At 60.3% G+C, this 12,776-nt stretch carries 15 protein-coding genes; 10 read left to right on the forward strand and 5 right to left on the reverse strand.

The genetic code is table 11. The annotated features are described in order from the left end of the window. The first annotated feature begins 80 nt into the window (after window positions 1–80). From HY29_RS03425 to msrB, 3 genes are all read left to right on the forward strand, one after another. Window positions 81–1,040 (forward strand): prephenate/arogenate dehydrogenase family protein, encoded by a 960-nt coding sequence (locus HY29_RS03425; RefSeq protein ID WP_034792238.1) that lies wholly within the window; start codon window positions 81–83, stop codon window positions 1,038–1,040. Continuing rightward, window positions 1,027–1,266, forward strand: a complete 240-nt coding sequence (locus HY29_RS03430) for a DUF2164 domain-containing protein (RefSeq protein ID WP_034792240.1) — start codon at window positions 1,027–1,029, stop codon at window positions 1,264–1,266. Before HY29_RS03425 ends, HY29_RS03430 begins: the two co-directional genes overlap by 14 nt. A 67-nt stretch (window positions 1,267–1,333) precedes the next feature. Beyond that, window positions 1,334–1,858, forward strand: coding sequence for a peptide-methionine (R)-S-oxide reductase MsrB (msrB, locus tag HY29_RS03435; RefSeq protein ID WP_155838192.1), 525 nt, complete (start codon window positions 1,334–1,336; stop codon window positions 1,856–1,858). Window positions 1,859–1,871: 13 nt separating this feature from the next. Here msrB and HY29_RS19560 read toward each other — a convergent pair whose 3' ends face one another. Genes HY29_RS19560 through HY29_RS18240 form a run of 4 tightly spaced genes read right to left on the reverse strand, consistent with a single transcriptional unit; the run spans window position 1,872 to window position 6,669 of the window. Next, on the reverse strand, window positions 1,872–3,134 hold the full coding sequence (locus tag HY29_RS19560; protein ID WP_051601091.1) for a M23 family metallopeptidase: 1,263 nt from the start codon (window positions 3,132–3,134) through the stop codon (window positions 1,872–1,874). Beyond that, window positions 3,134–3,784, reverse strand: a complete 651-nt coding sequence (locus HY29_RS18235) for a hypothetical protein (protein WP_051601092.1) — start codon at window positions 3,782–3,784, stop codon at window positions 3,134–3,136. Before HY29_RS18235 ends, HY29_RS19560 begins: the two co-directional genes overlap by 1 nt. Before the next feature lie 5 nt (window positions 3,785–3,789). Further along, complete coding sequence (locus HY29_RS03450) at window positions 3,790–4,401, reverse strand: hypothetical protein (protein ID WP_034792244.1); 612 nt, start codon at window positions 4,399–4,401, stop codon at window positions 3,790–3,792. After that, window positions 4,402–6,669 carry a S8 family serine peptidase gene (locus tag HY29_RS18240; RefSeq protein ID WP_051601093.1) on the reverse strand — a complete coding sequence of 756 codons (2,268 nt, stop codon included), beginning with the start codon at window positions 6,667–6,669 and terminating at the stop codon, window positions 4,402–4,404. 208 nt (window positions 6,670–6,877) lie between these two features. Between HY29_RS18240 and HY29_RS03460 the strand changes: the two genes are divergently transcribed. Next, window positions 6,878–8,161 (forward strand): MFS transporter, encoded by a 1,284-nt coding sequence (locus HY29_RS03460; RefSeq protein WP_051601094.1) that lies wholly within the window; start codon window positions 6,878–6,880, stop codon window positions 8,159–8,161. Here the strand turns inward: HY29_RS03460 and HY29_RS03465 are convergent, their stop codons facing one another. Then, the gene (locus HY29_RS03465; RefSeq protein ID WP_051601095.1) at window positions 8,162–9,508 is read right to left on the reverse strand and encodes a lytic murein transglycosylase; all 1,347 of its coding nucleotides are present in this window, start codon (window positions 9,506–9,508) and stop codon (window positions 8,162–8,164) included. Between the two features lie 111 nt (window positions 9,509–9,619). Here HY29_RS03465 and ykgO point away from each other — a divergent pair, with 111 nt between their 5' ends. The 6 genes from ykgO to HY29_RS19505 are packed head-to-tail and all read left to right on the forward strand — an operon-like array spanning window position 9,620 to window position 12,769. Then, window positions 9,620–9,745, forward strand: coding sequence for a type B 50S ribosomal protein L36 (gene ykgO / locus HY29_RS03470; RefSeq protein ID WP_011648318.1), 126 nt, complete (start codon window positions 9,620–9,622; stop codon window positions 9,743–9,745). 31 nt (window positions 9,746–9,776) lie between these two features. Then, a complete protein-coding gene (locus tag HY29_RS03475) occupies window positions 9,777–10,385 on the forward strand; it encodes an HAD family hydrolase (RefSeq protein WP_034792264.1) in 609 nt (202 codons plus the stop codon). 48 nt (window positions 10,386–10,433) lie between these two features. Further along, window positions 10,434–10,964 carry a tetratricopeptide repeat protein gene (locus HY29_RS03480; protein WP_034792290.1) on the forward strand — a complete coding sequence of 177 codons (531 nt, stop codon included), beginning with the start codon at window positions 10,434–10,436 and terminating at the stop codon, window positions 10,962–10,964. A gap of 5 nt (window positions 10,965–10,969) precedes the next feature. Beyond that, window positions 10,970–11,911: an alpha/beta fold hydrolase gene (locus HY29_RS03485; protein ID WP_034792473.1), complete on the forward strand. Its 942-nt coding sequence runs from the start codon at window positions 10,970–10,972 to the stop codon at window positions 11,909–11,911. 54 nt (window positions 11,912–11,965) lie between these two features. Then, window positions 11,966–12,226 carry a DUF2312 domain-containing protein gene (locus tag HY29_RS03490; RefSeq protein WP_034792292.1) on the forward strand — a complete coding sequence of 87 codons (261 nt, stop codon included), beginning with the start codon at window positions 11,966–11,968 and terminating at the stop codon, window positions 12,224–12,226. Between the two features lie 42 nt (window positions 12,227–12,268). Continuing rightward, window positions 12,269–12,769 (forward strand): hypothetical protein, encoded by a 501-nt coding sequence (locus HY29_RS19505; protein ID WP_034792294.1) that lies wholly within the window; start codon window positions 12,269–12,271, stop codon window positions 12,767–12,769. Window positions 12,770–12,776: the final 7 nt, after the last annotated feature.

The raw sequence follows: 12,776 nt of genomic DNA on the forward strand, positions 1-12,776 counted from the left end.
CCCGGGATTTCGCCCGCGGGCTCTTGACCTTCGCGCCTGCTTTGCCCACCAGAGCGGGCGGTATTTACAGCAGGACCATCATGACCGAACCAGTCTTCAAACAGATCGCCATCATTGGCGCGGGCCTAATCGGCGCCTCCATTGCGCGGGCCGCCATGGAGTATGGTGTCGCAGAATCTGTCAGCCTGTATGATGCCGATGCGGATGTGCGTCGCCGGGCTGAGGCAATCGGTTTGGGGGATGTAGCTGATACGCTTGCGGCGGCTGCCCGGACGGCGGATTGTGTCTTCCTGTGTGTGCCGGTTGGGGCGCTGTCTGATGTGGCGGCGGAGACTGTGCCTGCCATGAAAGCCGGTGCAATCCTGACGGATGTCGGCTCCGTGAAGGGGCAGGCCTCCAGCGCGCTCGCAGCTGCGGATGACGGGCGTGTGCACATCATCCCCGGCCACCCGATTGCGGGGACGGAGCAGTCCGGTCCGGAAGCTGGCTTTGCCTCTCTCTTCCGCAATGCGTGGCATATTCTGACCCCGCGGGAAGGGGGCGATGAGGCCTATGCCGAGGCTGTATCCCAGCTTGAAGCCTTCTGGCGCGGCCTTGGTGCAAAGGTGGAGACGATGGATGCCGCGCGGCATGACCGGGTTCTGGCCATTACGTCCCACCTGCCGCACCTGATCGCCTTCAACATCGTTTCCACCGCATTTGACATGGAAACCGTGGAGCAGGGGGAAGTGGTGAAGTATTCCGCAGGTGGTTTTCGGGATTTCACCCGGATTGCCGCATCTGACCCCGTCATGTGGCGCGATGTGTTCCTCACCAACAAGGATGCCGTGCTGGAATGTCTGGGGCGTTTTTCGGAAGACCTGGCAGCCCTTCAGCGGGCCATCCGCTGGGGCGATGGCGACACCCTGTTCAAGGAATTCAGCCGCGCGCGTTCCATCCGCAAGGCCATCATTGATGCCGGCCAGGATTCCGGCGCCGTGAACTTCGGCCGGAACCAGGCGGCCGATGCGCCCGAAGGAGATGGAGATGAAACCGATTGAGCTGTCGGAGGAACGCCGCGAAGCGCTCAGGAGCCATCTGCAAACCCTGTTTGCGACCGAATTTGACGAAACGCTGAGCGAGTTTCGTGCTGACGAGATCGTGGCCTTAATGCTGAAGACACTCGGACCGACAGTTTACAATCAGGCGGTCGCGGATGTGCGGGCACATCTGCAGACAAAGCTGGATGACCTGGACGGGGAAGTCTGGGCTGAGGAAGATCGATAAGGCCTGCTCACGTGCTTGTGTGTAGCGTGCGAGAGAACCAACGCGCTATGTTTTGCGTATGACTGGTATGAGACATTTTCTTTCAAGACGCGCGCTTCTTCTCTCCGGCGGAGCCGCTTTGGGCCTCGCAGCCTGTTCCGGCAACACGGCCTCCAGTGCCGCCGAGACCGATAATGCGGGCAATGCAGACAAATATGCCGACAGCAAATGGCGCAAGCTGACAGAGGCCGAATGGCGCGAACGGCTCAGCGAGCCTGCCTTCAATGTATTGCGCCGGGAAGATACCGAGCGCGCCTTCACCTCTCCTCTGAACAAGGAGACGGCGAAAGGCACCTACCATTGCGCAGGTTGTGACCTGCCGCTCTTCTCATCCGACACGAAATTTGATTCCGGGACAGGCTGGCCGAGCTTCTGGGACGCGTTACCGGGCGCGCTCGGCACGCGTCCGGACCGCAAGCTGATCTATGTGCGTACGGAATATCACTGCGCCCGCTGCTTGGGGCATCAGGGGCATGTGTTCGAAGATGGCCCGGCGCCCACAGGGCTACGCTATTGCAACAATGGTGTGGCACTGACGTTTAAACCGGCCTGAGCTGAGCCGCCGATTATTCGATGATTTCCATGCCTTCCGGGATAACGAAGGCAGCACTGGCGACGCCGACGCTTGGCGCTTCAATAGCCTCGCCAGGCCCGTCCTCGCGTCGCTCATAGGCTTTAACGAGAGACAGATAGGGCGGAACGTGGACCCATTGGCCATTGCCGCCATTCTGCGTGATCTCGAAATGCAGATGGAAGGTGGTTGGTGTGCCGCCGAAATCGTTTGAGACATAGCCGATATGGTCTCCGGCTTTCACACTGTCTCCGGCTTTGACCTGCAGCTTGTTCATGTTCATGTGCATGTACTTGTAGATACGGCCCCCGGCGCGCAAATTCACGCTATAGGTGCCGACATGCGAAATGATGCCGTCTTCCACGGCAACCACTTTCTGGAAAGCCCGGTCAGCGGCTGGGGTTCTGCGTATTGTGTTGCAGCTTTCGGCAGAGCCGACACGAATGTCCTGACCCTGATGAACCTTGTTCTGCGGGCAATAGGGAGAGTTGCGATTGGCGCTTCTGACTTCGCAGAAATTGTCACGCCAAGGATAGGTATAGTTCCGCGCGTCGCACTGGTCTCCGCCAGCGACGCCGCCCCCAAAGCTGAAGACTTGTGATTGCAGATAGGCGGGCGCCTCTGCGATCGGGAAGACCATGTCCGGGGCATAGACGATCTGGTCGGGTGCGCCCTGACCAGAGCCTGGCAGGAGCGCGCCAGCTTCATAATAGCTGAAAGTAGGCTCTAACGTATCCGTATCAGACACCGGGTCCGGCTGGGTGGGTGTTTCCGTGCCGGGCTCAGCGTCGCTGGTATCTTCAGGTTCAGCGCCCGGATCTTCGCTTGCGGGAGTCTCTGATGAATCCTCAGGCGTATCATCCGTTTCAGTGTCTGGAGCCTCTGGCGTCTCTGTATCTTCGGGATCATCCGTCTCTGGTGAGGTGTCATCGACAGGGTCTGCGTCAAGATCTGATGCAGGGTCCTCTGCGGTGTCTTCCCCTGTCTCATCGGAAACAGGATCTTGCGTGTCTGTATCTTCCGATGGGGCAGCAGGCAGGTCGGTGTCATCCGGTGTTTCGGCCTGATCGCCAGAGCCATAGGGGTCTTCCACAGGCGCGGTCGGTGGCGGTGGACCGGGGGCGCCGGGGGGTATGGCCGGGCCGGGTTCGGGTGTCTCTGGTGGGGGCCCACCATCGCCTGGAAACCGGATGAAGTCACAGGCTGACAGGGCGAGCAGGGCTGCGCCCGATACGATCAACAGTCTGGCAGATATCATTAGCGCGTCCCCGCAATGACGAGTTTCCGGGTGACGTTCAAAGCCTCGTCCTCCGAAATGCAATCGGCTTCACCGACTTCGATGGATTTGCACTCGAACTCGACCAGATAGTCAGCGCCATAGCGCGAGAAGGAGACCTGCGCACCCGTCATGGTCGGTGTGTAGGTGAGGGCAGTGTCCTCGGCAGGGGCGCTATCTCCCGGAACCTCCAGCACCTCATTTGTTCCGTTCACGATGATATCGTAGTCGATACCGGGATAGGCGGCGAAATATCCGTCGGACATGGGCTGAAAGCGCACGCCGGACTCCGCGCCCTGCGGCACCACAATGCCGGTGGGCAGAAGCACCGGCACAGGTGGCGCGCTGCCCTGGGCTTCAACCTGGAAGCCGGTTGTCTCCCGGCTGCTGCTGGGCGTTGAGGCCATGTCGCGGCGGGCGGCTTCCCAGTCGATGCTTGCCGTGCTGGCAACGGCCACAGGCGCATCGTCTGCATCCGGGTCTGTGGCTGCGACATCGTCTGTGGGCGGCGTGACGGCTTCGATTTTGGCTTTCTCCTCGGCCTCGTCCGACTTGCGGGCAACCAGGAAATCACAGGCGCCTAGCGCCAGGCAGCAGACACTTGCCAAAACAAGGGTTCGGGGGGCGGTCATGAATGTCAGTCCTCTCCGGGATGGGCCACATAGTCTGGATCAGCATAGGCAACGCCCTCGATTGCCATGATCTTGTCCTTGATCTTGTTGATCGCGCCGCGGGTCGGCTCCACGCCTGGCGCCAGTCTGTAGGCCAGCTGGAGCTCACCTGAATAGCTGGCGCCCACCAGTCGGAATTCCTTGAGACCGGGCAGGCGCTCCGACAGCTCGGCATAGGCCTTTTCGGCAGTCTCGCGGTCGCGCTTGTAATTGCGGGAAATCGTGTCGATTTCCTTTTGGCCCTTGATGCGGACAATGAATGTGACCTCCGCGCCGGTGACGGATGCAGGCACAGTTACGGGGCCGGCAGGCGCAGCAGCAGGGCGCGCCACAGGGTCGTAAGCTGCGTCAGGATCAGAGTCTGGACGCACAGGCTGCTCCCGCACATCCGGGCGGCTGGTGCCCACTCCGGCCTGATCTGGTCCGGCTGTCGCCACGCTGTCCCCTGTCTCGACAGCGGGGCGTTCGCGGTCATCGCTTGCAACGACGACAAGACCAGCAGCCCCGGCCAGCATGGTGAGGCCAGCTAGCCCCAGCGGGCCCCCAACATGAAAGGGAAGAGAGCGGCGTCCTGCCATTTATTGTCCGCCGCCAGCGGTTGCACGTTCTGGCACCTTGGCCAGATTGAGCAGGCCCTGACCACAGGGGCGAAGGCACATTTCCGGGCTGCCTTCAATCGGCGTTGTGCCGGGATAGAGCGCGCAGGATCCGGCGCATTGCTGGGGCTCACGTGGATCGACAGCGGCGAGCAGGGTCGCGACCAGCTCATCGGAATCCGCGTCCGGGTCCCGCGCCTTCAGCAGGGCCAGGGCTGCAGAGACATGCGGCGCCGCCATGGAGGTGCCTTGCTCATAGGCGTAGAAGCAATTTTCGACACCTTCGCCAGTGACCGGATCATAGCAATTGGTGGAGGCCTTGGTGGACAGCACGCCATCCGGCCGACCATCGCCATTATCGTCGCGTGTCAGGTCTCCGCCAGGTGCGAGGATGTCGACCTCCGGGCCAAAGTTCGAATACGGCGCAATCTGTCCGCGCGCATCACCTGCCGCGACGCTGATCACATTGGCGCAGCCGCCAGGCGCATAGAATTGCGTGGCGACCCGGGCATTGCCCGCAGCGGAGACGACGATTACGCCGCGCTCCGTGACGGAATCGATCGCGTCCTGCAGGGAAGCCGGGCAGTACTCGAACAGGCCGATGGACAGGTTGATGATGTCCGCCGGGTTGTCATTCCAGACCTCATTGCCTTCCTCGTCCTCAGCCGGGATTAGGCCGCCAGCCCAGCGGATAGCGTCATTGATGTCAGACAGGCGTCCACCGCATTTTCCGAGGGCACGCACTGGAACAATTTTCACATTCCAGGCGCCACCCGCAACGCCTGCACCATTGTTTGTGGCGGCCGCGCCAATCGTGCCGGCAACATGGGTGCCGTGGAACGTATCTGCGGCATAGGGAACGGAGGGGTCGCACAGATCACCGGGATCGTTCGCGTCACTGTCTCGGCCATCGCCATCATTGCCCATGCGCGGGTCTGAGACCATGTCCCAGCCGGAAGCGATGTTCGGAGAGTTCTTGATGTCCGGATGGTTCATTTGCAGGCCGGTATCGACCACAGCTACCACAATATCCGGGGAGCCTTCCGTTCCCTGACGGGTCCAGAAATCCTGAAAGCCTGCGCCGCCAGTGGATTCGCCTTCGCCGGTGCCATTGTTCTGGAAGTGCCATTGCAGGGCCCATAGCGGATCATTTGGGGTGATCTCTGTTTCAGTGATCGTGCCATTCGTAACGTCCGGGCTGGCACCAGGCGTGTCCGGGCGGGGTTTGCGGGCAAACTGGTTTTCGAAAATATAGTCTTTCTCGACATATTCGAACTGGCCGGAGGCGCGCAGATCCTTGACGATACATTCTGTTGCCATGACCGGATTGGACTGAACCGTCATCATGTCCGGATCTTCGGGGCATTCAATCTTGTGATCGATAGCCAGGAAACTCTGAAATGCGCTTTTCGGGCCGCTTTGAGCATCGAAGCGCGTTGGGCTACCGCCATCATCACCAATCTGGATCACCATCTGGCCTTCACGCGACATCGCAACTTCGCCGCCCACGCCGTATTTCGAGAGCGTGTCCAGCATGACGGAATTGGCATCGCGCTGGGCGCGGATCGCGTCCTTGCTGATGACCGAACGGCGGGCGAGTTTGCGGGCGGCTTCCTTTTCCTGAACCGGAGCAGCTTCAAGGGAGCGCGGAGACAGGGAGCGTGTCTGCTGCGGGGCCGCAGGTTCCGACTCGGCAGCGCGTTCAAGTTCTTCCGTAGCCTTGTCGATTTCGTTCAGGCTTTTGCTGCGCGCATTGGGGTCCAGCTTGACCTTGGGCATGACCCGGGCCGGCTCCACAAGGGTCAGGCTGCGGCTGGTGCTGGGTGCAGGGGCGACCACAGCCGGGGCGTCTGCGCCTTCTTCCGCGGTTTCAGCCAGCGCCTCTGGATCGGCCAGGAAGACATCATCTTCTGTCTCAAGCGCCATAGGCTCTGCCGGGGGAATGTCTTTCGGCTTGGCGATGATCGAGCCAATGGCAAACATTGGCTGCTCGCTCGCAGTTTCGAAATTCATGTCATTGCGCAGCGTGCCGGCAATCGCGCGATCCATCACGTCTGCTGATTCCAGGGCCGGTGTCCCGTCCTGTTCCACAATCGTGCGACCGCTGAGCTGGTCCAGAGTTGCATCTGCCAGGTCGCGTGCCCGTTCAAGGCGTGTATCCTGCTGATCACAGGCCGATAGAGCCAGCAAGCTGGCCATCGCCGTCCCCACAACCAGCCGGGCTGGTTTCGATGTCAGTTTCCGCAGCATGTGAGATATCCCCGTATTTCTGCCAACGTACTCCCAGCTCCTTAGGTTAACCCTTTAGCAAGATTATGACGAGGGTTAGGCCATTGTCCAACGTAAAGCGATTTCCTGATGCGCGCTTGTGGGCTGCATACTGCCTTTTGGGCAAGGCCGTCGGTAACGGAAATCTTCTTGCTGGACATTTTGCCGGGCTCAGTTGAAGACATTTCCCATGAACTCGGGAGGGGCCACACCGCCAGACATGTCGCGTCCGGATCGCCGGGGCGCATTCTTTCTGCTGTTCTTCTCTCTGATGGCCATCGGCGCGGGCAACACAATGCTGATTGCTGCCGTGCTGCCGCCGCTGACGCGCGAGATCGGCCTGCCGGACTGGATGGCCGGGGCCATCTTCGGCCTCTCTGCTCTCTGTTGGTCTCTGACCTCACCTTTCTGGGGGGGCCGCTCGAATCGCTGGGGCCGCCGGCCTGTTGCGGCGCTCGGGCTCGCTGGCTTCGGGACCTCGATGCTGCTGCTCTTTGCCATGGGGTGGCTCAGCCTGAACCGGGTGATGACCGGGACAATTCTTGTCTTCGCCTGTCTGGCGCTCTCCCGGTGTATATTCGGCCTGATCGGATCGGGAACGAACCCCGCTGCGCAAGCCTATGTGGCTGACCGGACAAGCCAGGCCGAGCGGCAGTCGCAAATCGCCTTCATTACATCCGGCTTCAGCGTCGGCACGGTGATTGGTCCTGCTTTCGCCGCGGCGCTTGTGGCGACGCTGGGCTTGCTCAGCCCGCTGCTGTTGACGGCGGGGATTGCCTACACGATGGCGGCCATGATCTGGTTCCGTCTTCCGGAGGAACGCGAGCCGGTTACTGACGCAAAAGTGATCGAGGAAATTCCCGGCGCGCGGGGATTATGGCGCTCAGGAAGCGTCCTGCCCTTCCTGATCTTTGCGGTCTCCCTCTCTCTGACGACCGGCGTGCTGACCCAGGTCTTCGTCTTCTCTGTGATGGACAAGCTGAATGTCGCCGGGAAGGAAGCTGCCCAGTTTACCGGGCCAGCCTTCACTGTCGGGGCCCTCGCTGTGTTGCTGGCACAGCTCGTGTTGATCCCCCGCATGAAGCTGAAGAACAAGACGCTGATGTGGGGCGGATGCCTGCCCTTGCTTGCGGGCGCATTGCTGATGGTGTTCGCGGCGGACTATGCGACGCTGATTCTGGCGCAATTTTGTATCGGTATAGGGCAGGGGCTTGCGCGGCCGGGTTTTTCAAGCGGCGCGTCGCTTGCTGTCTCCCCTCAATTGCAGGGCAATGTGGCGGGGCTGGTCATTTCGGCAAACGGGATGGGCTTTATCATCACGCCCTTCTTCGGGTTGTTCATATATGAATACGTGAACCCGCATCTGCCTTTCATCTTCTGCTCAGGCCTGTTGGTGTGCATGGCCCTGTTCGCCCGGTTCGTGCTCAAGGATGGCCTTGGCGAACCGGACGAAGATGAAGCGGATCTGATCTGATCAGTTTGTGCCGGGGCTGACCGCAACGCCAACAGACCCGTTCCCAGTCACCATGGCCAGTGCTTCGCGGGTCGGGTAGCCATCCGCGACCAGCCCTATGGACTTCTGGAAGGCCTGCAGAGCGCCTTTGGTCTTCCGGCCGGGAATGCCGTCGACCACACCGGCGTCAAAGCCCTTGGCATTGAGGGCCGCTTGCAGCGTCTTGATCTCACTGACGGTCAGCGGATGCAGATGCGTTGGCCAGGCTGCGACCGGGCCCATATGCCCGCCCATCGCGTCACCGGACAGGCCGACGGCGAAGGCGTAGGAGTCAGCATTGTTGTAGGTCTTGAAAACCTTGAAATTGTTGAACAGCAAATATTTCGGGCCTTCCGCGCCCGCAGGCAGCCATAGTTCGGCATAATTGGCACCATTGGTGTTGAAGGCACCGCCTGTGGCAGGCACCAGGCCTGCCTGCACCCAGCTTTCCATCCGGCGCTCATTGCCATCCGCCAGACTGTAATCGAAGCCCGTGGGTGCCAGCACTTCAATGCCCCATGGCTGGTTGAGGGCGTAGCCAGAGCTGGACAGATAATTGGCTGCAGAGGCGAGCGCGTCGGCTTCGCTGTTCCAGATATCTTTCAGGCCATCGCCGTCAAAATCCTGCGCGAAGGCAATATAGGTGGAGGGCATGAACTGGGTGTGGCCCATGGCGCCAGCCCAGCCGGCTTTCAGATCGTCACGCTGAGCATCCCCCTTCTCAAGAATTTTCATGAGGGAGAGAAGCTCGCTTTCGGCGAGGCCTTTCCGGCGGCCTTCCACGGCCATGTTGGCTAGCACGTTCGGGCCGTCATAATTGCCCTTGATGGCGCCAAAGCTGGTTTCCATGCCCCAGATCGCGACAATGGCTTCCCGGTCGACATTGTAGGCGGCCTCCAGCGCATCAAACAGTGCAGGGTTTTCCGCCAGACGGGCATGACCCGTCGAGATGCGGCTATTGCTCATCGGAACGCGGAGATAATCCCAGATCGGTTTTGCAAACTCGGCCTGGTCTTCAATACCTGTCTGGGCAGGCTGGAATGTACTGCCCAGCCATAATTCCAGGGGAGAAATGCCTGTCAGCACAGATTTCACGACGGCACGGTCATGTCCGGCGGCCAGCGCACGTGCGGAGAAATCCTTCCGCCAGGCATCCATGTCGGCATGACCTGAGGATTCATAAGAGATCGGCCCTGTTTCCGGGGTGGGCGATGTTACAGGAGGCTGAGACGGAGCAGGTGGCTGCGGGCTGTGGGCACATGAAGCCAAAAGGGCTGTCAGGCTGGCCGCAGCAATGATATGAGACCGCCGTAGCGCGAACTGTGCCATATTTTCTGCTCCTGAAACTGTACGCTCATAACAGCGTGCAACCTTGACTCTCTTCACCGGATTCATTACGCGCTCCGCTTTCCATTTCCTTATTATTCACAGGCTAGGCCCATGAAAGTCCGCTCGTCTCTCAAATCCCTCAAGTCGCGTCACCGCGATTGCAAGATCGTGCGCCGCAAGGGCCGCGTTTACGTCATCAACAAGACTGACCCTCGCTTCAAAGCAAAACAGGGCTGACGTGAACATGAACAGGCAATGAGGCGGCACTATGGCTGTCCGAATTGTCCTGTTCGACCTTGGCCGTGTGGTCCTCGATTGGGATCCCGCGCGATTGTATTCGAAGATATTCGAAACGCCGCAGGAACGCGACATGTTCCTTGCGGACGTCTGTACTATGGCCTGGCATACCAGGCATGATGCCGGCGAAAGCTTTGCGGGTAATGCAAAGCCTTTGATTGCTGAACACCCACATTATGAAGACCATATCCTCGCCTGGGGCCAGCGCTGGTTCGAGATGTTCGATGGATATGTGGACGGCACGCCGGATCTGATTGCCCGGCTGCAGGCACGCGATGTGCCGCTCTATGCGCTCTCCAACATGCCCGCAGACCCTTGGGAAGAAATGCTGGATGTCTTCCCTGTATTGCGCGTTTTTCGGCATGTCGTGGTGTCAGGCGAGATTGGCATGGTGAAGCCGGACCCTGCCATCTATCACTACGCTCTGGCAAAAATGAACAATCCTGATCCAGCCGAAGTGCTGTTTATTGACGACAGTCTGAATAACATTCAGGCCGCAGATGCGCTCGGTTTCCAGACGCATCACTTCAGGACAGCGGATGGCCTGGAAGCCACGCTCCGCTCCGAAGGTCTCATCTGACGGTAAGATAAGGTTGCCGCAGACCTCTTGCGCCGTAATATCCAGACAATGATACGTTCTCTCCTGCTCGCATGCCTCTTTCTGGTGGGGGTGGCCCATGCCGAACCCTCTGACGAGATGTTCGAGAAGCTGCGCAATGCCCCCAGCGATAGCGAGGCGCATGATGTGGCGCTGGATATCTGGGCGTCCTGGATGGAGTCCGGCTCAGCGACTGTGGATGTCATCATGGAGCGCGCGGTGGACGCGCAAACCGCGGGAGATATCGAAACGGCCCGCGCGCTGTATGACCGTGCGATCCTGATCAAACCAGATTACTCAGAGGCATGGAATCGCCGGGCCTCAATCTTCCTGATGGAAGAGAACTATCCCGAAGCCTTGCGAGACTTGAACGAGGTGCTGCGCCTTGAGCCGCGTCATTTCGGTGCCTGGGCCGGGCTCGGCATGATGTTCGAGGGCATGGAGGCGCCGCATCAGGCGCTGGAGGCCTATCGTGAGGCGCTCGTGATCTATCCCCGCATGCAGCAGGCTCTGGCGGCTGAGAAGCGCCTTGCCAAGCTGACTGAGGGGCAGGGCCTTTGAAGCGCATGCTGACCGCCGCCGCCCTTGGAGTTTCCGTGATCGGCACCGGCGCGTGCGTGTCCAGTGCCGCCTACACCGCCCGCGTGGAGGCCGCCAATCCGCCCATCGGCGACATGGTTGAGGTCAATGGCAGCAAGGTGCACGTGATCCAGCAGGGCGAGACAGGCACACCTGTTCTGATGATCCATGGCGCCAGCGCCAATGCGCGGGAGTTCACCTGGACGCTCGGGCCGCGTCTTGAAGATGACTATCGCCTCCTGATGGCAGACCGGCCGGGGCATGGCTATTCCCAGCGCCCGGACGATGCGAGTGAACTGGGCGTACAGGCTGCGCAGATGGCGGGTGTTTTGGACGCGTTAGCGCCGGGCGAGAAAGCCGTGCTGGTTGGCCATTCTTTTGGCGGCGCCGTTGCCTTGCGCGTTGCGCTGGATCGCCCTGATCTTGTGAAAGGGCTCGTCCTGCTCGCGCCTGTGACGCATGACTGGGGCGGCGGTGGACAGGCCTGGTATAACAGTTTCGCTGCGCCGCCGGTGATCGGCCCTGTCTTCAGCCAGCTGGTGCCGATTGTCGGGCCGCAACAGGTCGCCAGTGGCATTGATGGTGTGTTTGACCCAGCACCTGTTCCTGAAAATTATTTTGAGAAATCGGCGATCGGGCTTTTGTTCCGTCCACCCAATTTCCGTGCCAATGCGCGGGACGTCCAGGCGCTCGAAGAAGAGCTGGCCAAACAGTCCAAACGCTATGGCGAACTCACTGTCCCCATTGTGGTTTTTTCCGGCAGTGGCGACACGGTAATCACGCCCAAGGTGCATGTCGGCCGCCTGAAGAAACAGGTGCCGGTGGATCTGGTTATTCTGCCAGCGGAAGGTCACATGCCGCATCATGCGGAAGGCGAAGCTGTAGCGGATGCCATACGCCGTCTGGCCAGCAGCGAAATCTCCGGCTAAGACGCGCGCTCGATTTCGATTCCCCCCACGATTCTTTCAGATATGGAGCCTCTCATGGACGACGCATCGATCCAGCATCTCACCGAAGCGACCCGCGAGAAACTCCGCCAGACCGTCTCCAAAATAGAGCGCCTGGAAGAGGAGAAGAAAGAGGTCGCTGAGCAGATCAAGGAAATCTACGCCGAAGCCAAGGCATTCGGATTTGACACCAAGGCACTGCGCCAGGTGGTCAAGCTCCGCAAGCAGGACCGCGCAGAGCGCGAAGAGGCGGAAATGGTGCTGGAAACCTATCTGATTGCCCTGGGTGAAGCCTAAGCGCGGTTTGCCTCTGGCGCCGGATGCGCCATAATATTTCCCATGGGCAGGGATGTCGACGAACGCAAGAAACGGGCAGCGCTACGCAAATTGCGTAAAGCAGCACAGCTGGCCGAGCAGGGGCTTGGGCCGCCCCTGTCTGACTGGGAGCGCCAGTTTCTGGAAGAGGTCGAAGAGCGTATCGAGACCTATGGCTCTGCCTTCGCTGATCCGCTGAAAGGCGATGAGGGAGAACCGCTCTCCGCACTGCAGCAGGTCAAACTCAAGGAAATCGACAAGAAGGCGCGCGGCAAGGCGCGCAAGGGCTTTGGCCAGAAGAAGGGCGGCTTCAAGAAGCGTCCCGTTCCGCGTGTGCGCCAGCTGGATGAAGACATCGAGCTTGACGAGAATACGCCGCAGGCGCCGCCGTCCATGCCCCGCGACTTGCCGAAACTGGTCCGCGCTGCGGACCTCAAGCCAGCTGACACAGAAGAGCAGCCCGAACGTCCAGCGACGTCCGCCCGGCCGGTCTTTCGCGTCATTGATGGCGGAAAGACAGATTAGGGAGACC

The sequence above is a fragment of the Hyphomonas beringensis genome (assembly GCF_000682755.1).
Taxonomy (GTDB): domain Bacteria; phylum Pseudomonadota; class Alphaproteobacteria; order Caulobacterales; family Hyphomonadaceae; genus Hyphomonas; species Hyphomonas beringensis.